Here is a 21,883-nt window from a genome sequence, read left to right on the forward strand (position 1 = left end):
GCGCGGCGCCGAGCGCATGGTCGCCGCGCTCATGAGCGGACGATCTCGCGCACGCGCTGCTGCAGCGTCATGCGATCCAGCGACTCGAGCGGCAGACTCGCGAACAGCTCGATGCGACGGCACAGCTCGCGCCAGGTTTCGGAGAACGCGCGGCGCCGGACCTCGTCGCTGCCGACGACAGCGGCCGGGTCCGGCATGCCCCAGTGCGCGGTCACCGGATGACCCGGCCACAGCGGGCAGGCTTCACCGGCGGCCTGATCGCAGACCGTGAAAACGAAATCCATCGCCGGAGCACCGGCCTGCGCGAACTCGTCCCAGCTCTTGCTGCGCAGCGTATCGGTCGCAATGCCGATCTCGCGCAGCAGCACCAGCGAGTTCGGGTTGACCTCACCCTTCGGCTGGCTGCCGGCGCTGTAGCCGCGGAAACGCTCGCGACTCACCGGCAGCGAGTTGATCGCGGCTTCGGCCAGGATCGAGCGCGCCGAATTGCCGGTGCAGAGGAAGAGGACGTTGTAGGGCGCGTGCGGCATGGTCTTGCTCATGAAGGTGGCGGAGGAAGGGCAAATGGCGGAGAACTGCGGCTGCGCCGCGATCGCCGCCGGCGCCGCGTCGCGCGGCAGGCGGCAATAGCCACGCGCCGCGAACAAAGGCTCGGCGCTGTTGGTCAGCAGGTACAGCGCCGACAGGCGGTGGCGGCGCGCCAGGGTCTCGGCGGCAGTGATCAGCGCCGCGCCGGCGCCTTCGGCGCGGCGCCGCGGATCGACCGCGAGCGAGCGCAGCAGGCCGACGTCGCCGACGATGTCGATACCGACCGTGCCGAGCAGCTCGCCGGCTTCGCGCCAGACGAGAAAGTGCGCGCAGGAGGCCTGCCCCAGATCGTCGACCGGCAGACCGCAGGCCGCGAGCAGGCCGCGGATCGCGGCGCCGTCGTCGTGCGTGGCGGGTGCGATGTCCATCAGCAGCAGCCGCTGCGGGCGCAGGGCGCGGATGCCGGGGCCACGGCGATCGCGGCGAGATCACGGGCGCGGTCGGTGACCGGCGTGCCCGCTTCCTTGCGCTCCGAATAGCGATCGGTCAGCGCCGCGACCTGCGGCCGCAGCAGGACCGTGAAGCGCATCAGCTCTTCGACGACGTCGACCAGGCGCTCGTAGTACGAGGACGGCCGCATGCGGCCTTCGGCGTCGAACTCGTCGAAAGCCTTGGCGACGCTCGACTGGTTCGGGATCGTGAACATGCGCATCCAGCGGCCGAGCAGGCGCAGCGTGTTGACCGCATTGAACGACTGCGAGCCACCGCTGACCTGCATCACCGCGAGCGTCCGGCCCTGCGTCGGACGCAGGCCGCCGCTGTTCAGCGGCAGGTGGTCGATCTGCGCCTTCATCACCGCGCTGATCTGGCCATGCCGCTCCGGGCTGCACCAGATCTGCCCTTCGGACCACAGCGAGAGTTCGCGCAGCTCGCGCACCGCCGGGTGATCATCGCGCGGCACCTGATCGGGCAAGGGCAGCTCGCGCGGATCGAAGATCCGGGCCTCGCCGCCGAAGTAGCGCACGAGGCGCGCCGCTTCCTCGACGAGCAGGCGCGAGTACGAGCGCTCGCGCAACGAACCGTACAGCAGCAGGATGCGCGGCGGATGACCGAGCGGGTCCGGCAGGCCGGCCGCCGGGCGCCGCTGCGCGTAGCGGGTGTCGAGCGCCGGCAGGCGCTCGGGATCGGGCAGTTCGCGCAAGCTCATCGCGCGGCCTCCTCGGCGGATACCGGCGTGCAGCCGACGCCGCAGGAGGCGCCGCCGCAGCAGTTCTCGGTCAGATAGCCGAGCAGCGCGTTCATCGCCTTGAAGTCGGGCGCGTAGTAGATGAAGCGGCCTTCCTGACGCGACTTCAGCAGGCCGGCGCGGCTCAGTTCCTTGAGGTGGAACGACAGCGTCGCCGGCGCCAGTCCGAGCCGCGTCGCGATGTCGCCGGCGCAGAGGCCTTCCGCGCCCTCCTGCACCAGGCAACGGAAGATCGCCAGGCGTGATTCCTGGGCCAGTGCGGCGAGCCGCTCGACAGCGATTTCAGCTTTCATGTTTTTATAATCATCAAAATAAAGTGGCGCGTCAAATTTCGATGTTCATCGAAATGTCATCCGCGCCTGTACGGCCCCGGCGATCGCCGCAAGGCAGCCGCGCGCGACGCGCCGGCTGCGCGCCGCACGCCGTCCGCGCCCCTCAGTGCGGCAGGTACTGTGCCGCCATACGCGCCAGTCCGTCGCGGTAATAGCCGAAGCGGTCGGCCAGCTCGCGGAATACCTGCTGCACGCCGAACTCGGCGGCGAGCGGATGACGCGACGCGGTGCAGTAGTACGAACGCCCCATCCTGCAGTAGTACTCGACCGTCACCGGCCGGCGCTTGTAGCGATGGCGGTGCTCGACCCATTCGGCGCACAGGCCCGCGGTGTACATCGCGTAGTTGCCGATGTGCGAATGCACGAGAAAGCCGCGCTCGGGGCCGGCACGCGAAGCGGCGGCGACCAGATCGACGAGATACTGGTAGGCGGCTTCGTCATCGCGGCTGACGCGATACAGGCGATCGGTGCGCGTGAACAGGCCGAGCAGGTTGGCGAGATACTGGATCGCCTGGCGCTCGGCGGCATTGCGGCGGCCGGGCAGGCAACGGCGCAGCATGATGCTGAAGAACAGCGCCGGCGATACCTCCAGCCATTGCGTCTGCCGGTCGCGCAGCGCCTCGTAAACGTAGTCGGCCTCGAGCATGGAGTCGAGCGTCGATGGCTGCGCGATGACGCGCTGCGCGGCTTCGACGGCGTCGATGCCGGGCACCGGGAAGTGCTCGAACAGGAAGATCAGATCCTGCCGCGTCAGCGATGGCGACTGCCATTGCGCAAAGTCAGGTGCGTGCATCCGTCCCTCCGACTTTCTGACATCCACGATCGACGAAGCAATTCCTTTGCCACGCGCCGCGCCGCAGCGTGCCGGCAAGCGGAGTTCAGTGCCCGTTCACGCCCGGCACAGCCGCATGGCGCGCCGGCCGTCCCTCGTTATGATGGCGGCGACGGCCCGCCGGCCGGCCGACATCCTCCGATCACGCGAACACGAATGGAAAGACGAGACCTGCTGAAGTCGGCCGCGGCCCTGGCGGCGGCCGGTTGGATCGCCCCGGCCGCCTTCCTCGGCCGCGCCGCGCAGGCGGCCGAGGTGATGCCGCTCGGCAAGCCGCAGCCCTTCGACTATGCCAGCCTCAAGGGCCGCGCCCGCTTCATGGCACAGCAGCCGCATCAGGCGCCGTCGAACGCGCTGCCGAAGCCGATCGCCGATCTCGACTGGGACCGCTGGCAGTCGATCCGCTTCAAGGACGAGCACGCGCTGTGGAAGGACCAGAACCTGAATTTCCAGGCGCGCTTCTTCCATCTCGGCTTCACGATCCGCACGCCGGTACATATGTACGAGGTGGTCGATGGACAGGCCACCGAGATCGCCTACGACAGCGCGATGTTCGACTACGGCAGGAGCGGCGTGAAGGACGGCGCCCTGCCGAAGGATCTCGGCTTCGCCGGCTTCCGCCTCAACTACCGTGACGATTTCGTCCGCGACGTCGCCGCCTTCCAGGGCGCCTCCTACTTCCGCGCGGTCGGCGCCGAGAAGCAGTACGGCCAGTCGGCGCGCGGTCTGGCCGTCGACTGCGGCCTCGATCGCCCGGAAGAGTTTCCGATCTTCGTCGCCTATTACCTCGAACGGCCGGCGCGCGGCGCCAACACCGTGACGGTCTACGGCCTGCTCGACTCGGCGAGCGTGACCGGTGCCTACCGTTTCGTGATGACGCCGGGCGAGAACTTCATCATGGAGATCGACGCGGCGCTGTATCCGCGCAAGGCCATCGAGCGCGTCGGCATCGCGCCGCTGACCAGCATGTACCAGTTCGGCGAGAACGACCGCCGCATGGCCAACGACTGGCGCCCGGAGATCCACGACACCGACGGCCTGCAGATCTGGACCGGCGGCAGCGAGTGGATCTGGCGGCCGCTGGTCAATCCGCGCACGCTGCACGTCAACTCGTTCCACGACGACAATCCGCGCGGCTTCGGCCTGATGCAGCGCGACCGCAACTTCGATCACTACCAGGACGATGGCGTGTTCTACGACAAGCGCCCCTGCGCCTGGATCGAACCGAAAGGCGACTGGGGCAAGGGTTCGATCATGCTGGTCGAGATTCCCACGGCCGACGAAACCTTCGACAACATCGTCGCCTTCTGGCACCCGGACCAAGCGATCGTGCCGGGCAAGGAATACCTCTACGCCTACCGCCTCAGCTGGGGCGCCGCCAATCCGTATCACCCGCCGCTGGCGACGACGCAGGCGACGCGGACCGGCATCGGCGGCGTCATCGGCCAGCCGCGCCGCTACTTCTCGTGGCGCTTCGCGATCGATTTCGCCGGCGGTCCGCTCGCGCAGCTGCCGCGCAACGCGAAGGTCGAGCCGGTGATCAGCGCCTCGCGTGGTCGCGTCGAAATCACCTCGGCCCGGCCGCTCGACGCGATTCACGGCTGGCGCGCGATGTTCGACGTGGTGCCGGACGCGAGTCCGGACCCCATCGACCTGCGCCTGTACCTGCGCCTCGACGGCAAACCGCTGACCGAGACCTGGCTCTATCAGTACACGCCACCGCCGCCGGGCGAGCGCCGCTTCTAGCCTCAGCGCTGGGCCGCCTCCGGTGGCCGCGACACGTCGCGGAAAACCAGCATCTCGCCGAGGCGCAGGGACGCGCCGTCGTGGAAGCCGGTCGCCGGAGCGAAATCGGGCGGGTTGCGGAACGTGCCGAACACGAGATCGATCAGCGGCAGGTCGGCGTAGTTGTCGCGATGCCGGTCGCGCGCGTGGTGCCAGGAGTGCGACTCGGGACGCTGCAGGATGTAGCCGAGCCACTGCGGGGTCCGCACGTTCATGTGCTGGAAGATCGTCATCAGCGAGACTGTCAGCAGGACGACGGTGGTCGCCTGCGCCGACAGGCCCACGATGATCGTCAGCGATACGCTGGCCACCGCCGTCCAGCCGACCATGTCGAACGGGTGAAACCAGAAGGCCCCGTAAGTGTCGAGCCGTTCGGCGCTGTGGTGCATCTGGTGCATGCCTCTCCAGAGCAGGTTCGAGGCATGCATGCCGCGGTGATAGACGTAGCCGACCGTCTCGTAGACCAGCAGGCCGACGAGCGCGCCCGTCCAGGTGCCGAGACCGCTGAGATCGAACAGCTGCAAGGGCAGCAGGTACGCCGTCCATAGCAGCGGCAGATAGCTCGACAGCAGAAAGTACAGCGCGAACGCCGCAAGCCCGCGCAGGCGCCAGCCGGGAACGTCGGGCAGCGCCCGCGCCGGCACCCGCCACTCCCACAGCATCAATACCGCATACATCGCGAACACCGCGAGCGAAACCGGATCGAGCAGAACGTCGACGAGCGTAGGCATGGCGAGCCCCCCTTTGCGCGAGTCCCTACGATAGACTGCGGCGCAGCACGAACCCACAGCCATTTCGGCAAAGGATCGGACGATTCGGCCATGCCCACGCCCCGGCAGCCCCTGGTTGCGGTCCTGGCAATGCCCGAGAGCTCGGCCTCGGTCCTCTACGGCATGTATGACGTCTTCCTCTCCGCTGGCCGCGACTGGGACTATCTCGTCGCCGGCGCGCCGGGCACCGGGGCCGTGCGCACCATCGTCGTCGCCGCACGCACGGAGAGCTTCAAGGTCCTCAACGGCGTCAGTATCACGCCGGAAGCGAGCCTCGACGAGATTCCGATCCCCGACGTCGTCTGCGTGCCCGATCTCGCCGTCGATCCGCTGGCCCCGATCGAGGACGGCCGCTTCGCGCGCGAGGTCGCATGGCTGCGCCGCTGCCACGCCGGCGGCGCCATCCTCGCATCGGCCTGTTCCGGCACCGTGCTGCTCGCCGAGACCGGCTTGCTCGACGGCTGCGACGCCACCACGCACTGGGCGTATGCCGCCGCCATCGCGCAGCGCCATCCGCGCGTGCGCATGCGCACGCAGAGCGCGTTGATCGTCGCGGGCGAAGGCCACCGCCTGGTCATGGCCGGCGGCGGGACCTCATGGAGCGATCTGACGCTGTATCTGATCGCACGCCTGACCGGCGTCGAGCGGGCGATGCAGGCCGCGCGCATGAACCTCATCGAATGGCATGCCGTCGGCCAGCAGCCGTATGCGCGGCTGGCGCGCACGCCGCAGGCCGCGGACGCCGTCATCGCCCGCTGCCAGGTGTGGATCGCCGAGCACTACGCCATTCCTTCGCCGGTCGCCGCGATGGCGCGCCTCAGCGCACTGGCCGAGCGCACCTTCAAGCGCCGCTTCCAGAAAGCGACCGGACTCGCGCCGCTCGAATACGTGCACACCTTGCGCCTCGAAGAGGCCAAACAGATGCTCGAGGCCGGCAACGAATCGGTCGAGGCGATCGCCAATGCCGTCGGCTACGAGGACGCCGGCTTCTTCGGCCGCCTGTTCCGCCGCAAGGTCGGCCTGTCGCCGCTGCAGTACCGCCGCCGCTTCGGCGCGATGCGCAGCGCGCTGGCGGAGAAGTGAACGCAACAGCCGCGGACTGCCGCGCTCGCCTCAGGCGGGCGCCGGCTTGTCGGCCTCGCCAAGCTCGATGCTGCCGGCCAGCGCGCACATGTCGCGAACCTGTTCGCGAATGATCTCGGACAGCCGCCAGGCGCCGCGGCCCGGATAGTCGCGGTCGGCGAAGACGAGGTAGAGCTCGGCGTAGCGCTCGCCGCCCTCGCGCAGCGGCAGGCGCTTGAGTTCGCCGCGTTCGAGCTCGCCGCGTATGGTTTCCTCGGCGAACCAGGCGAAGCCGAGTCCCATCCGGGCGGCGGCGATCTGCGTGGCCTTGTGCGTTACCGTCCAGCGCTGATCGGCGCCGAGCCAGGCGCCGGAATCGCGGACGCGGTTCTGCGCCGAATCCCGTATCACCAGCTGCCGGTACGGCCGCAGGTCGCGATAGGTCAGTTCGCGGCCGAGCCGATGCAGCGGATGATCCGGATGCGCGGCGGCGACGAAGCGCACGCGCAGCAGCGGATCGCCGATGAAGCCGCCGGGCACATGCCCGGCGATCGCGAAATCGACCTTGCGCTCGATCAGCGCTTCGTCGGTGCCGCCGAGCACGGTCTCGTAGAGCTGGATGCGGGTCTGCGGATGCTCCTGGGCGAAGGCCTCGAAACAGCGCAGCAGCAGCCAGGTCGGGAACACGATCTCGGCGGCGATGTTGATCTCGGCCTCCCAGCCCTCGGCCAGGCCGGTTGCGCCGTCCTCGAGCGCCGCCGCTTCAGCCAGCAGCGTCTGCGCGCGGCGGTACAGCACCTCGCCTTCGCGCGTCAGCTGCGCCTTGCGACCGTGGATCTCGAAAATCTTCAGGCCGAGCAGCGTCTCGATCTTCTGCACGGCATAGGTGATCGTCGACTGGGTCTTGTGCAGGACCTCGGCGGCCTGCGCATAGCCGCCGGCTTCGACGACGGCGGTCAGCGCGCGCCACTGCTCAAGCGTGATCTTGGGATGGCTCATATCGAACGGTTCGATGTTTAAGGCCGATAAATTCCGCTTTTTTATCGAATCCCGCAATCGTTAAATGGCGCCACTTCTTCAAGAACAGTGGCGCAAGCCACGGAGTCGTGTCATGACCACCCTGCTTCAGATCAAGACCAGCGTCTTCTCCGACCACGGCCATTCGACCCAGCTCGCCAACGAGTTCGTCGCCCAGTGGCAGAAGCACCACCCGGACGGCCGTGTCGTCGTCCGCGACCTCGGCAGCGAGCCGCTGCCGCACCTGAGCGCCGAGCGCGTGCAGGCCTTCTTCACGCCGCCCGAGCAGCGCACGCCGGCGCAGCAGGCGCACGCCGACGCCAGCCAGGAGCTGATCGACGAGCTGAAGGCGGCCGATGTCGTCGTCATCGGCCTGCCGCTCTACAACTTCGGCGTGCCGTCGACGCTGAAGGCCTACTTCGACCACCTCGCCCGCAACGGCATCACCTTCCGCTATACCGCCAACGGTCCGGAAGGCCTGATCGCCGACCGCAAGGTCTACGTGTTCGCGGCGCGCGGCGGCTTCTACAAAGACACGCCGGCCGACTCGCAGACGCCGTTCGTGAAGGCCTTCCTCAACTTCATCGGGCTGAAGAGCCTCGAATTCGTCTATGCCGAAGGTCTGAACGTGAGCGAGGATGCCAAGCGCACGGCGCTCCAGGCCGCCTCGCAGCAGATCGAACAGCTCGCAGCCTGAACTCAACGTCACGGGAGGCTGAACATGGACAAGATTTTCGACAGCTTCAAACCCTACGCCGAGCTCGCCGGCCGGATCCTGATCGCGGCGCTGTTCGTGATCTCCGGCTGGGGCAAGATCAGCGGCTACGCCGGCACCCAGCAGTACATGGCGGCGATGGGCGTGCCGGGTGCCATCCTGCCGCTGGTGATCGCGCTCGAGCTCGGCGGCGGCCTCGCCATCGTGCTCGGCCTGTTCACGCGGCCGATCGCCCTGCTGCTGGCCGGCTTCAGCATCGTCGCCGCCGTGCTCTTTCACGGCGCGCCGGATCAGGTCAACCAGATCATGTTCCTGAAGAACTTCGCGATCGCCGGCGGCTTCCTGTTCCTCGTCGCCAACGGCGCGGGCAAGCTGAGCGTCGATCAATTGCTGCGCAAGTCCTGAACCCACGCGCCGCGGACTGCACATCCGCGGCGCCACGAAGGAGAAGCCCCATGAGCACCCTCCGCACCCTGCGCCACGTCATCCCGTCGATCGCCACCGCCGACGGCGCCGGCGTCAAGCTGCGCCGCAGCATCGGCAGCCAGCGCGGTCTGTATCTGGACCCGTTCCTGATGCTCGACGAGTTCTACTCGGACAATCCGGACGACTACATCGCCGGCTTCCCGCCGCACCCGCATCGCGGCTTCGAGACGGTGACGTACATGCTCGACGGCCACATGCAGCATCAGGATCACCTCGGCAACGTCGGCGATCTCGGCCCGGGCAGCGTGCAGTGGATGACGGCGGCGCGCGGCATCATCCACTCGGAAATGCCGAAGCAGAGCGAGGGCCGCATGCGCGGCTTCCAGCTCTGGCTGAATCTGCCGGCCGCCGAGAAGATGAAGCCGGCCGGCTATCGCGACATTCCCGCATCCGAGGTACCGACCGTGCCACTCGCCGACGGCATCGAGGTGCGGGTGATCGCCGGCACGCTGCTCGACGGCGCGCGCCGCATCGACGGCCCGGTCAATCCGGCCGGCGCGCGGCTGTCGACCGATCCGCTGTACTGGGACGTGCGCATCCCGGCCGGCAGCCGCTTCACGCATGCGCTGCCGCAAGGCCACACGGCTTTCGTCTACGTTTACGAAGGCGACGCGGCGATCGCCGGCAAGACGCTGCCGAACCGCGCGGCCGGCGTGCTCGACGCCGGCGACACGGTGACGATCGACGCCGGCGCCGGCGGCGCGCGTGTGCTGCTGCTGGCCGCGAGGCCGATCGGCGAGCCGATCGTGCAGTACGGTCCGTTCGTCGTGAACACGCGTGAGGAGATCGAGCAGGCGATCCAGGACTACCAGAGCGGCGTCTTCGGCAAAGCCGCCTGAGTCGGCCAGGCGGGCATCAAAAGGGCTGGCATCCGCCAGCCCTTTTTCGTTGCGGCGGCGTCACCGCGCCAGGAGCCGGCGCGATGATCGATCGATATGGAATCTTTATGACCCTGATTTCAACAATCAATTTTGCAAATCGATTCGACGCGCCTAGGATGTCGGCTCCGTATCCACCACCACGACTTCAAGAGGGATTTCCGATGTCGCTGATCAACACCCCCGTCAAGCCGTTCAAGACCCAGGCCTTTCACAACGGCAAGTTCATCGAAGTCACCGAGGCCAGCCTGAAGGGCAAGTGGTCGGTCGTGATCTTCATGCCGGCCGCGTTCACGTTCAATTGCCCGACGGAAGTCGAGGACGCCGCCACGCATTACGCCGAGTTCCAGAAGGCCGGCGCCGAGGTGTACGTCGTCACCACCGACACGCACTTCTCGCACAAGGTCTGGCATGAGACCTCGCCGGCGGTCGGCAAGGCCAAGTTCCCGCTGGTCGGCGATCCGACGCACCAGCTGACGCGCGCCTTCGACGTGCATATCGAAGAAGAAGGCCTCGCGCTGCGCGGCACCTTCATCATCAACCCGGAAGGCATCATCAAGACGCTCGAGATCCACTCGAACGAGATCGCTCGCGACGTGTCGGAAACCCTGCGCAAGCTGAAGGCCGCGCAGTACACCGCTTCGCATCCGGGTGAAGTCTGCCCCGCCAAGTGGAAGGAAGGCGCCAAGACCATCGCCCCCTCGCTCGACCTCGTCGGCAAGATCTAAGCGATCTGCGCGATGCGTGCCGCCACGGCGGCACCACGAGGTGAGTTGAGCGGCAAGCCGTAAGACCCTCGTCCGGTTCCCCGGACCGGACGAGGTTTTTTGTCCCGAAATTTCCCTTTCAAGATGCTGCAGGAGGAGTCCATGCTGGACGCCAATCTCAAAACCCAGTTGCAGGCCTATCTGGAAAAGGTCACGCGGCCGATCGAGATGGTCGCGTCCCTGGACGACAGCGCGGCATCGAACGAGCTGCTCGAGCTGCTGCGCACGATCGAATCGCTGTCCGACAAGATCACGCTGTCGACGCACGGCACGGACGCGCGCAAGCCGTCGTTCGCGCTGACCACGCCCGGCCAGTCGATCCATCTGCGCTTCGCCGGCATCCCGCTCGGCCACGAGTTCACCTCGCTGGTGCTGGCGCTGCTGCAGGTCGGCGGCCATCCGTCGAAGGCGGCGCCCGAGCTGCTCGAACAGGTGAAGAACCTGCAGGGCTCCTACAAGTTCGAGACCTATTTCTCGCTGTCCTGCCAGAACTGCCCGGACGTCGTGCAGGCGCTGAATCTGGCGGCGGTGCTGAACCCGGCCATCGAGCATGTCGCCATCGACGGCGCGCTGTTCCAGGACGAGGTCGAGCAGCGCCAGGTGCTGTCGGTGCCGCAGGTCTTCCTCAACGGCGAGCCGTTCGCGTCCGGCCGCATGGATCTCGAACAGATCGTCGCCAAGCTCGACACCGGCGCCGCCGCGCGCGACGCCGACAAGCTCAAGGCCAAGGCGCCGTTCGACGTGCTGGTCGTCGGTGGCGGCCCGGCCGGCGCGGCGGCGGCGATCTATGCCGCGCGCAAGGGCATTCGTACCGGCGTCGCCGCCGAGCGTTTCGGCGGCCAGGTGCTCGACACCATGGCGATCGAGAACTTCATCTCCGTGCCGGAGACCGAGGGCCCGAAGCTCGCCGCAGCGCTGCAGCAGCACGTGCAGGCCTACGACGTCGACATCATGAACCTGCAGCGCGCCGAGAAGCTGGTGCCGGCCGGCGCCGACGGCCTGATCGAGGTCCGGTTCGCCAACGGCGCGACGCTGAAATCGAAGACCGTGGTCGTCGCCACCGGCGCGCGCTGGCGGCAGATGAACGTGCCCGGCGAGAACGAGTACCGCAACAAGGGCGTGGCCTACTGCCCGCACTGCGACGGCCCGCTGTTCAAGGGCAAGCGCGTCGCCGTGATCGGCGGCGGCAACTCCGGCGTCGAGGCGGCGATCGACCTCGCCGGCATCGTCAGCCACGTGACGCTGCTCGAGTTCGATGGCCAGCTGCGCGCCGACGCGGTGCTGCAGCGCGCGCTGTTCAGCCTGCCGAACGTCACCGTCATCACCTCGGCGCAAACGACCGAGGTCACCGGCGACGGGCAGAAGGTCAACGGCCTCGTCTACAAGGACCGCAGGAACGGCGAGACGCAGCGCATCGAGCTCGAAGGCATCTTCGTGCAGATCGGCCTGCTGCCGAACAGCGAATGGCTGAAGGACACGGTTCAGCTCTCGCCGCGCGGCGAGATCGAGATCGACGCGCGCGGCCAGACCTCGGTGCCCGGCGTGTTCGCCGCCGGCGACGTGACCACGGTGCCGTACAAGCAGATCGTCATCGCCATGGGCGAAGGCTCGAAGGCCGCGCTGTCCGCCTTCGATCACCTGATCCGCAGCTCGGCACCGGCGCAGTCGAAAGCCGCGTAAGCCGCGGTCCGTTCGCGGCCCCGTCAAGGCCTCCCGCTCCGGCGGGAGGCCTTTTTGTTCCGGCCGACGCCGCGCAGAGGATCCGGCTCACTCGCCGCGCAGCGCCACCAGATCGGTCTGTCGGCGACCGAGGACCGTCAGCAGCACGCGCTCATCGTCCGCCAGCGCGATCGAGTTGTAGATGCGGATCGCATTGCGCGGCAGCTCGACGACCGCACGCTCGTCGCCGCCCTGCAGCGAGCGCTGCATCAGGCGGTCATGCGTCGGCGTCCGCAGCACGTAGTACAGCGCGTCGCCGCGAATCCGCCAGTTGCCCCAGTCATCGATGCCCAGCGCGTCGAGCACGCGCTCCGGCTCTGCGGCGCTGCCGATGCGCAGGCGCCACAGGCCGGGCACGCCGGGCCGCGTGTGATAGAGGCCGTCGCCGACGCGCTGGCCGTAGATGCCGCCGACCTGCGTCAGCGGCGCCAGCGCGCCACCGTCGATCGCGTAGCGCCAAAGCTGCCAGCTGCCGCTGCGATTGCTGCTGACGATCAGGGCGCGGCCATCGGCCTCGAAACTGATGTGCTGGTAATCGTGTGCATCCGCAAGCACGACATGCCCGGCGCGCGTACCGTCGTCGCCGACATACAGCGCATCGTGCCGCGCACCGAACGGCCGCACCGCGACCGCGTAAGCCCCGCCCACCGGTGCCGCCGCCGGAACACCGGAGGTGCCGCGCGGCAGCGGCAGGCGCCGCGCATCGCGTCCGGCCGCGTCCGTGCTCCACAGCTCGAGACGGCCGCCGCGCGTCGAAATCAGCAGAATCCGCTGCAGCCCGGCCAGCCACTGCGCGTAAAGATCGCGCCCGCTCGACGAGATCGTCGACATCAGACTGCCGTCGCGCAGCGAGCGGATCTCGATCTGCTCGGCGGTGCGGTGCTGGGCGACGACAATGCCGCCGCCGGCAAGGGCGTCCATGTTGAACGGCGATTCGAGACGCGAGTAGAGGCGCGGTTCACCGCCGTCGGCGGCGATCCGCCAGATGGCGAAATTGCCGTCGCGCGTCGAGTTGAAGGCAAGCTCGCGGTCGCCGGCCAGCCAGGTGAGGCCGAACACGCCGGCCGCGCCGTCATCCGTCAACTGCTGCAAGCGCCCGCTGGCGAGATCTGCGACGTACAGCTCGCCGCTGCTGTAGCCGCGACGCACGAAGGCGAGACGACGACCGTCGTGCGAGAACGCCATCTGGCTGTCCTGCTTGCCATCGGCCGGCTGCGTCAGACGCCGCAGCGGCCGGCCATCGACTTCATAGAGGAAGATCGACACCGTGCCGCCCCCGGCATCGCGTTGCGCGATGGCGAAGGTTCTTCCGTCGGGCGACCAGTCGAAGATCGCATGCAGGCGCTCGTAGAAGCAGGCCGCGACGCGCCGTTCCTCGAAGCTCCGCAGGTCGCGCACCCAGACCGCACAGTCACCGGCCGGCGTCACGCGCGCGAACGCCAGCGACTGACCGTCCGGGCCGAACACCGGCCGCAGCTCGCTGTCTGCGCCCAGCGTCAGTTGCCGCAGCGGCGCCGCCGGATCGTGCAGGTCGCGGGCGTAGATCTGGCTCGGACGATCCTCGCGCTCCCAGGTGAACGCCAGCCAGCGCCCGTCGGGTGACAGGTTCGGGTACTCCTCCATGCCGTCGTACTCGGTCAACGATTCCGGCCGCGGCGGCGGCGCAGAGCTCGGCGGCGGCGCGTGCACCGGCCACGGGCGCAGCGCCGCCGCCACGGCCCCGAGCGCCAGCACCGCCAGCAGCACCGCCAGGATCCAGCGCCGTCGCGGCACGGGTCGGCGCGCCGGTTCGTCGAGCGCCAGCACCGGCAGCGTCAGCCGGTACCCGGTTTTGGCGATGGTCTCGATGGCGCTGTCCGCGGTGCCCTCGGCGTCGAACAGCCGGCGCAGCTGCCAGATCGCATTGGTCAGGCCGCGCGGCCCGGTGTAGGCGTTGCCGAGCCAGACCTGCTCGATCAACTGCTCGCGGCCGACGACGACGCCGGGCTGTGCCGCCAGCGCCTGCAGCACTTCGGCGACTTTCAGAGGCAGCGTCTCGCTACGGGTCTCGCGCCACAGCCGCCGCGACGCCGGCTCGAAATGCCAGTCGCCGATCTTCAGCACGGCCGCGCCGCGCCCCTCCGCGGAACCCTTCATTGCCCTTCACATCCCTGCTGAAGGCCGCGGCCGGCGCTCGATGGACGGCTCGCAAGCCCATGTTCCAAAAGAAAATGACAAAAAAATGATGTTGCTTCGAGAAAAAAGCGGTGGCCTCCGCATTGCCGGTCGCCAGCCGCCGACGCTATCACGGCAGCCGTCGACTCTCTGAAGGGGCTTCCATGCGTCATCTGCTCACCGGCCTTGTTGCCGCCCTGCTCGCCACCAGCACGCTCGGCGCCTCGCACACGCCGCCCGAACGCCTGCATCGCCAGACCCTGGGGGCGGCCAGTTCCTCCGCGAGCGCATCGCGATACACGCTGCAACTCACCGATGCCTCGCTCGATGACCGCAAGCTGGGGGCGGCGCTCGCCAAGGCCGCTCCGGGCGCCAAGCTGCGCTGGCGCTCGCGCCTGTGGCCGCAGTTCGCAATAGTCGAGGCACCGGAAGACAGTGCCAGCCGCCTGCAGCGGATACCCGGCGTCAGTGGCGTACAGCTCGCACGCTACACGCCGGCGGCCGTTGCGCGCAGCACCGGAAAAACCACCACTGCAGTTCCTCGCCCCGCGCCTGCGAATTCGGCCGCCCTTGCCGAGCTGCCGCTCAGCAATGATCCCCTGGCCGGAAACAACGTTCGCGTCGGCATCATCAGTACCGGCATCGATTACACGCACGCTGCGCTCGGCGGCCCGGGCACACAGGCCGCATACGACTCCGCCTGGGCCAATGCCGCGGCGCCGTTCGACGGATTTCCGACCGACGTCGTGGTAGGCGGCATCGACCTCGCCGCCGAGAGCAATCTGGCATCCCGCGGCCGCAATCCGATCGACTCCAAGCTGCCCTGGGAAGACAGAGGCTTCGTCTATCCGACGGGTCGGGGCACCTATCTCGCCAGCATCGTCCACCGTCTAGCCCCCGGCGCGAAGCTGGTGGCGCTCAAGGGCAGCGCGGTGTTCGAGAGTGAGGGCGCACGGGTTCTGAAGTACGAGCTCGAAGCGATCGCGGCCGCCTTCGAGGCAGCGCTCGATCCGAATCTCGATGGCGATACCTCGGACCACGTCGACGTGCTGCTCTACGATGACGATGCCGGCAGCTTTGCCTACTACGATCCGGGCAGCACCAGCCCGTCTCCCGACAGCATGATCGCAGCGATGGTCGCCGGCGTGGCCGCGCGCGGCATTCCGGTCGTCGTCGGCAGCGGCGAGCTCATCTTCGACACCCCCTACAGCATCGCCCATGCCGGTGCCGTGCCGGATGCCGTCACCGTCGGCGGCCTCCAGCGCATCAGCGACGCCGATGTGGTGACGTCGTTCTCCGGCCGGGGGCCGGTACGTGGCACGGCGCGCTTCCTGAAGCCCGAGCTGGTGAGCGACAGCGTCTCCATCGACGGCGCCACGGTTGGCAGCGCAGACGGCATGGAAGTGCGGACCGGCGTCGATGCAGCGGCGGCGCGAATTGCCGCGGCGCTCGCGATCCTGAAGCAGCAGCGCCCTTCGCTGAGCAGCCTCGAGCTGAAGGCCGCGCTGGTCAACACCGGCACGCGCGATGTCGGCCACGAGCCCGCACACCCCGACCAGCCCGCTGATGTCAGCCGTTCCGGTCTAGGCCGGGAGAACCTCGAAGGCGCAATCGCCACGCCCCTGCTCGCCTGGGATGAGGATACCCGCCAGCCTTCGATCTATCTGGGCTTCAAGGAAGTGTCCGGAACGCAGCGCTATGTTCGCCATCTCCGCATCCGGAACCTATCGAATCAAGCGCAGAGCTACTCCCTTCAGGTTCAGAGGGTCGGCGAAAAGCCGGGATTCTCCGCGCTGAAGATCGAGGCGCCGGTCAGTGCCCAGGTCCCCGCCGGCAGCAGCATCAGCATTCCGGTCGCCTTCGAACTGGATGCCGCAAAGCTGCCGCCCTGGACCCTGCGTGAAACCGGCGATTTCAGCGCCGCGAAATGGTCTCAGGCCGAGCTTTCCGGTTATCTGGTGCTGTCGCGGCCGACGGCGCCGGACGTGGCCGTCAGCTGGCTGTTGATGGCGCGCGCGAAGACCAGCATTACCAAGTTCGCCGACACGATGCGCGAGAGCTACAGCAGTCAATTCTGGCAACAGTACCTCGGCATCGACGAAACCTTCGAACTGACGCAGGACTTCCGCAACGACAACCTTCACGCCGCGGACTTCGCCGTTTACCCCGTCGTCGCACGCGTCGACTACCCCGAATACGACAAGCAGAGGGCGTCCGGCAACATGCTGCGCTATGTCGGCGTTCGCGTCTTCGACGAAGCCGGATGCAGCTCCGGGCAGAAGCTGTCGATCGCGGCAAGTTTTTTCTCCCCGGCCGCGATCGCGCTGGCCAATTACTTCGAGCGCGGCTCGCAATTGCTGTACTGGGAGATCACGCCCAACCCTTTCAGGTCCGACGTCACGACCGACACCATCGGCTACGGCTGGGTTGAAATTGATGCCCAGGGCCAGCCCTTCACGACCTACATCGATCTGACGATCCCCTACGACCCGAGCAATCCGACGGGGCGCTATCGTCGTGCCAAGCTCCCCGCCAAGATGGCCAGCCATACGCGCAACGTCGTCAGCGAGGTCTGCCTCGATGAGCTCTATCACGACGACGTCACGAGCCCTGCCGCGTTCGATGCCAGATTGCGCTGGGTGTTCTCGACGGATCGCGACGCGATTCCCCGCCAGGAGAACGACCTCTTCCTGCACAATCCCATGCGGCCCGGCTATGACGCCTTGTTACGCGAACCGGACGGCTCGCCGAGCAATTACGTCGAGCGGCTCGGCGCCGCAGGCGGCGCCACCCTGACCTTGACCGGGGCGAAGCAGGATGGCGGCATCGGCCCGATGTCGGAGGGGCGCCTCTACGAGCGCGACGGCTTCCTGCTCATCAGCCTGACCGACGACTTCGCGCTGTTCTCTCCGATCGACTACAGCGAAGTGTCGTCCGTTGCGGCGCCTCGCGCCGATCAGACCTTCTCGGTGCGAGAAGATGCCGCATCGGGCACCGTGCTGGGACGCATAGAGACCGATGTCGAGCAGTTCTTCGGCATCGGCAAGACATCCGAATTTTATCGGCTCGTGCTCGCCGGCGCGGTTCCGGGCGATCCCTTCAGCATCACGGATGAAGGAGATCTGGTGCTGAGCAACCCCGCCGGGCTCGACCACGAGATGGCGGCCACCCTGATCGTGCCGGTATACGCGCAGTACGGGCAGGCCCTGGGCGTGACCGTGGACCTCGCCGTGCAGGTGATGGACGTCAATGACAACTCGCCGGAATGGATCGGCGAAGGCAGCGCACTCCCGGACGCTGCGACGAAAACCCCATATCGCGTCGCGCTCGGCGCCAGCTTCCGCGACGCCGACGGCACGCCGCTGACTTATACGGCGAGCGATTTGCCGGCCGGCCTCGCACTGGACGCGATGACCGGCGACCTGCACGGCACGCCGACACTGGCGGGCGATTTCAGCGTCACGATCAAGGCCGACGACGGCGAGCGCAGTGCCGAGAAGGTGCTGGCGCTGAAAGTGCGCGGGACCGATGTCGTGCACAAGGACGGCGGCGGCGCCTGGTCGCCGGCGGCCGGTCTGCTGCTGGTCGTGATGGCGGGCCTGCGCGCGACACTACGCCGGCGCACGAAGCGCGCGGGCTTGGTGCTCGGCCTGCTGTCGGCGGGCATCCTGTCGGCGGCGGGCGCACTGCCGGCGCACGCCGCCGAAGAGCCGAGCCGGCCGCAGCCGCGCAGCAGCACGGCGACGGCGCTCAAGGGCGGGGCCGCGGCCGCGCACCTGCGCGACGAGCACGGCCGCGCGCTGTACTTCGTGCACCTGAAGGATGAACCGCTGGCCCGTTACGACGGGCGTCTCAAGAATCTGGCGGCGACCAGCCTCGCCGCCAGCGCCGGCCGCAACGCGACGAAGCGCGGCGTGCTGGACGTCAAGAGCGCGCGCAGCATCGCCTATCTCGACTACCTGCAAGCCCGCCAGGCCAGCGCGCTCAGCGGCATACAGCGCAAGATCGGTCGCGCCGCGGCGCCGCGCCAGCAGTTCCGTATCGCGCTCAACGCTCTGACGCTGTATCTGAGCGAGGCCGAGGCACAGTCGCTGCGCGGCCTGGCAGCGGTGCGCACGGTCGAACGTGCCGAGCCACGCTACCTGCAGACCGATCGGGGCCCGCAGTGGATAGGAGCCCGCAACGTCTGGGCCGGCGTGCCGGCTGCATTGCCGACGCAGGGCGAAGGCATCATCGTCGGCGTGATCGACACCGGCATCCGGCCGGAAGCGCCGTCGTTCGCAGCCGTCGGCGGCGACGGCTACCAGCACCGCAATCCGCTCGGCGACGGCGTCTACCTCGGCGACTGCGTGCCACGCCCTGATCTATGCAATGACAAGCTGATCGGGATCGTGAGCTACGAGGAAATCACGTCGAGCTACGCCCATCTGCGCGAACCCAACGGCATCGATTACAACGGTCATGGCACGCACACCGCTTCGACCGTTGCCGGAAACGTCCTCAGCGAGGTGCCGATCTACAACGCGCTCGGCCAGCTCGCGCAGCAGTCCTTTCCCCAGATCAGCGGCGTTGCACCGCATGCCAATATCGTCTCCTATCAAGTCTGCTTTCCGGGCGACGGCGATCCCTGCGTGCCGGATATGACGGTGCTCGCCGTCGAGCACGCGATCGAGCACGGCGTGCGCGTACTGAACTACTCGATTGGCGGGCCCATCAGAAGTCCCTGGGAATCTGCCGACGGCCTAGCCTTCCTTTCCGCACGCGAAGCCGGCATCCACGTGGCCGTCTCGGCTGGCAACAATGGGCCGGACGCCAGCACGATCAGCTCTCCGGGCAATGCCCCGTGGGTAACGACGGTCGCTGCGAGCACGCATGACCGCGCGTACACGTCGAAGACGATCGGCGACTTCAGCGGCGGCGTGCCGCCATCGACGATCACCGGCCGCGGCGTCACCGGCGGCTATACCGGCGGCGTCGTTGATGCCGCCCGCTACGGCGATGCGCTGTGCCAGGCACCGTTCTCGGCCGGAACCTTCGCGGGGCAGATCGTGATCTGCTCGCGCGGGCAGAACGCACGGGTCGAGAAAGGCGCAAACGTGCTCGCTGGTGGCGCCGGCGGCATGATCCTCGCCAATGTCGATTCTGCTGCCGATGACGTCATCGAGGATTTCCACGTCCTGCCGGCGATCCACGTCGACTTCGCGTCGGGCACCGCGCTGCGCAACTGGCTCGCCAGCGACAGCGGCGCACCGCACTTGGCGACGATCAGCGCCAGCGCGCCGGCCCCCGACCCGTCGGCCGCCGACATCGTCGCCGATTTCAGCTCGCGAGGTCCTGCGCTGCCGTACAAGGACTGGACCAAGCCGGATATCGCCGCCCCTGGCGTGAACATCTATGCGGCCTTCAGCCCCGATCTTCTGTGGCCGGCCGAAGGCGTGTATCCGGCACCGTACGGCTTCCTCAGCGGCACTTCGATGGCGAGCCCGCATGTGGCCGGCACGCTGGCGCTGCTCGCCGCCGCGCATCCGGACTGGACGCCGGCCGAAGCGCAGTCGGCGCTGGTCGCGACCGCGAAGGCCGACATGCGCACCGAATCGGGCGAAGCCGCCGGCGTGTTCGAGGTCGGCACGGGCCGCGTCCGCGCCGAGGCCGCCCTGCAGGCCGGTCTGCTGCTCCACGAGGACGCGACCCGCTATCAGGCAGCCGATCCGCAATCCGGCGGCTCGCCCGGGACGCTGAACCTGCCCTCGTTGGTCGCCGGCTCGTGTGTGCTGCAATGCCGCTGGATACGTACGGTTCGCGCGGCACGCGCCGGCACCTACACGGCCAGCACCAGCACCGATGTACCGAACACCGGCATTGCGGTGGAACCCGCGAGCTTCACTCTGGCCGCCGGGCAGACGCAGGCCTTGACCGTCACGCTCGCCGCCAGCGGATCGGCCAGCGCAGGCAGCGTCGGCGGCAGCGTTGAATTGCGCTCGGACGACGCGACGCAGCCGACGCTGCGCTTCCCCGTCCGCGCCGAGCTGCGCACGAGCGATGTGCCGGCGTACACGCGCATCACCGCCACCGGCAAGCAAGGCACGCAGCGCATCGAAGGACTGCAGTCCACCGGCGGCGCCGTGCAGTACGGTCTGTGGGGCTGGAGCATCGCGCAGCGCTATCCGGCGACCTTGTTCCCCGATCCGACGCCGGACGATTTCGTGCCGGATCATCCGGAAAGCCTGCAGGTCGTGCCGCTCGAGGTCCGCAGCAACACCAAGCTGCTGGTCGTGCGCATCGTCGATGCGACGGCCAATGATCTCGATCTGTTCATAGGTCTCGACGGCAATCTCAATGGCCGGCCGGATGTCGCCGAAAGCGCGTCCTTCTACTGCATGAGCGCCGACGACGACGCCGACGAGGAATGCGTGATCGTCGATCCGCAGCCGGGCAGCTACTGGATCGCCGTGCACAACTACGAGGGCAACGCCGCCGGCGACACGCACGCGCTGGTGGTGGCGCAGGTCAGGAACGGGGTCAACGGCCTGACCATGAGCGGCCCGGCCTCGACCACTTTCGGCGAGCCGTACGCGGTGGACATCGGCTGGAACCTGCCGGCACTGCGCTCCGCAGATACCGCGTTCGCGGTGTTCTCGGCGCGCCCGCTCGACGCCGTCGGTACCGACAACGGCCCGTTCGGCATCGTCGAACTGGCGCGTACCGAGGATGGCGTCACGGTGGACACGGAAACGACCGAGCTGCTGTCCGGCGCTGCGCTGCGCTACACGCTGCAGCTCGCCGGCAGCGCGCAGGCGACGACCGTCGACGTCGAGATCCCGGAGCCGCTCAGCGTCGAATCCGCCGAGGGCGCCAGCGTCGACGGCGCGCGTCTGCGCTGGACGCTGCCCGCCGGCGCATCCGCCACGCAGTACGCGCTGGTGCTGGCGACGTCGGCGGTGCAGCTGACGCAGACCGTGGCGCTGCCCGTCGAGTACCGTCTCGGCGACGGCGAAGCCCGCGTCGCCGACGTCCCTTCCGTGCGCATCGAAGGCTATCCGCAGGCGCGCATCGACGGCGCTGCCAGCCTCGAGCTGCAGGCGCGGCGCGGCGAGACCCTGACGCTGACGACGGCGGGCAGCAGCGGCGCGCTCGACGGCGACACGCTGCAGTTCCGCTGGCAGCAGACCGCCGGCCCGGCCGCGCCGATCGTCAGCGCCCCGGACGGCGGCTACACGCTGGCCATACCCGACGCCGCCGCCGGCCAGACGCTGCGCTACGCGCTCGTCGCCAGCAACGGGCGGCGCGAGTCCGAACCGGCGACGCTGAGCGTCACGGTCGCGGCCAGCGGCGGCGGAGGCGGCGGCGCCATGGACGCTGCCGGCCTGCTCGGCCTGCTGGCGGTCGCGGCGATCTGCCGGCGGCGACGATCCTGAAGCCAGAGGGGCAACAAGGGCCGGCCACCGCTGGCCCTTTTTTGTGGCCGCGTCAGCGCTGGCGAGGAAAGGGATGCGGCGCGTGCGGACGGCGGGCCGCCGCCCGCCGACGAACGGCCTGTCGGAAATTCATCACGGATGCTGCATCGCGGCAGAAACATACGGTACAGTATGGTC

15 protein-coding genes are annotated in these 21,883 nt (G+C 68.3%); 8 read left to right on the top strand and 7 right to left on the bottom strand.

Features of this window, described 5'->3' with window-relative positions:
• Positions 1–29 precede the first annotated feature (29 nt).
• The 4 genes from arsN2 to H149_RS0115565 all read right to left on the bottom strand — a co-directional run bounded on the left by arsN2 (position 30) and on the right by H149_RS0115565 (position 2,899).
• On the bottom strand, positions 30–956 hold the full coding sequence (arsN2, locus tag H149_RS24415; protein ID WP_020650693.1) for an arsenic resistance N-acetyltransferase ArsN2: 927 nt from the start codon (positions 954–956) through the stop codon (positions 30–32).
• Complete coding sequence (arsH, locus tag H149_RS0115555; RefSeq protein WP_020650694.1) at positions 956–1,735, bottom strand: arsenical resistance protein ArsH; 780 nt, start codon at positions 1,733–1,735, stop codon at positions 956–958. The genes arsN2 and arsH overlap by 1 nt, the downstream gene beginning before the upstream one ends.
• Positions 1,732–2,067, bottom strand: a complete 336-nt coding sequence (locus H149_RS0115560; RefSeq protein ID WP_020650695.1) for an ArsR/SmtB family transcription factor — start codon at positions 2,065–2,067, stop codon at positions 1,732–1,734. The genes arsH and H149_RS0115560 overlap by 4 nt, the downstream gene beginning before the upstream one ends.
• 142 nt (positions 2,068–2,209) lie before the next feature.
• Positions 2,210–2,899, bottom strand: coding sequence for a hypothetical protein (locus tag H149_RS0115565; RefSeq protein ID WP_020650696.1), 690 nt, complete (start codon positions 2,897–2,899; stop codon positions 2,210–2,212).
• Between the two features lie 195 nt (positions 2,900–3,094).
• Here H149_RS0115565 and H149_RS0115570 point away from each other — a divergent pair, with 195 nt between their 5' ends.
• Positions 3,095–4,684: an OpgD/OpgG family glucan biosynthesis protein gene (locus H149_RS0115570; RefSeq protein ID WP_020650697.1), complete on the top strand. Its 1,590-nt coding sequence runs from the start codon at positions 3,095–3,097 to the stop codon at positions 4,682–4,684.
• Between the two features lie 2 nt (positions 4,685–4,686).
• Here the strand turns inward: H149_RS0115570 and H149_RS0115575 are convergent, their stop codons facing one another.
• Positions 4,687–5,454: a sterol desaturase family protein gene (locus tag H149_RS0115575; protein ID WP_020650698.1), complete on the bottom strand. Its 768-nt coding sequence runs from the start codon at positions 5,452–5,454 to the stop codon at positions 4,687–4,689.
• Between the two features lie 90 nt (positions 5,455–5,544).
• Here H149_RS0115575 and H149_RS0115580 point away from each other — a divergent pair, with 90 nt between their 5' ends.
• The gene (locus H149_RS0115580; RefSeq protein WP_026353222.1) at positions 5,545–6,576 is read left to right on the top strand and encodes a GlxA family transcriptional regulator; all 1,032 of its coding nucleotides are present in this window, start codon (positions 5,545–5,547) and stop codon (positions 6,574–6,576) included.
• A 30-nt stretch (positions 6,577–6,606) separates the two neighbouring features.
• Here the strand turns inward: H149_RS0115580 and H149_RS0115585 are convergent, their stop codons facing one another.
• Positions 6,607–7,554 (bottom strand): LysR family transcriptional regulator, encoded by a 948-nt coding sequence (locus tag H149_RS0115585; RefSeq protein ID WP_020650700.1) that lies wholly within the window; start codon positions 7,552–7,554, stop codon positions 6,607–6,609.
• A 112-nt stretch (positions 7,555–7,666) separates the two neighbouring features.
• Between H149_RS0115585 and H149_RS0115590 the strand changes: the two genes are divergently transcribed.
• From H149_RS0115590 to ahpF, 5 genes are all read left to right on the top strand, one after another.
• Positions 7,667–8,269, top strand: coding sequence for an FMN-dependent NADH-azoreductase (locus H149_RS0115590; protein ID WP_020650701.1), 603 nt, complete (start codon positions 7,667–7,669; stop codon positions 8,267–8,269).
• 24 nt (positions 8,270–8,293) lie between these two features.
• Complete coding sequence (locus tag H149_RS0115595; protein WP_020650702.1) at positions 8,294–8,692, top strand: DoxX family protein; 399 nt, start codon at positions 8,294–8,296, stop codon at positions 8,690–8,692.
• Between the two features lie 50 nt (positions 8,693–8,742).
• Positions 8,743–9,612, top strand: a complete 870-nt coding sequence (locus H149_RS0115600) for a pirin family protein (RefSeq protein WP_020650703.1) — start codon at positions 8,743–8,745, stop codon at positions 9,610–9,612.
• Positions 9,613–9,815: 203 nt separating this feature from the next.
• Positions 9,816–10,379, top strand: coding sequence for an alkyl hydroperoxide reductase subunit C (gene ahpC / locus H149_RS0115605; RefSeq protein WP_020650704.1), 564 nt, complete (start codon positions 9,816–9,818; stop codon positions 10,377–10,379).
• A gap of 141 nt (positions 10,380–10,520) precedes the next feature.
• Positions 10,521–12,098, top strand: a complete 1,578-nt coding sequence (ahpF, locus tag H149_RS0115610; RefSeq protein ID WP_026353223.1) for an alkyl hydroperoxide reductase subunit F — start codon at positions 10,521–10,523, stop codon at positions 12,096–12,098.
• A gap of 87 nt (positions 12,099–12,185) precedes the next feature.
• On the opposite strand, the gene H149_RS0115615 is transcribed toward ahpF, so the two are convergent.
• Positions 12,186–14,273 (bottom strand): winged helix-turn-helix domain-containing protein, encoded by a 2,088-nt coding sequence (locus H149_RS0115615; RefSeq protein WP_020650706.1) that lies wholly within the window; start codon positions 14,271–14,273, stop codon positions 12,186–12,188.
• Between the two features lie 182 nt (positions 14,274–14,455).
• Between H149_RS0115615 and H149_RS22325 the strand changes: the two genes are divergently transcribed.
• The gene (locus H149_RS22325) at positions 14,456–21,706 is read left to right on the top strand and encodes a S8 family serine peptidase (RefSeq protein ID WP_020650707.1); all 7,251 of its coding nucleotides are present in this window, start codon (positions 14,456–14,458) and stop codon (positions 21,704–21,706) included.
• Positions 21,707–21,883 lie beyond the last annotated feature (177 nt).

Origin of the sequence: Solimonas variicoloris DSM 15731 (genome assembly GCF_000382285.1) — a bacterium.
Classification (GTDB): Bacteria; Pseudomonadota; Gammaproteobacteria; order Nevskiales; family Nevskiaceae; genus Solimonas; species Solimonas variicoloris.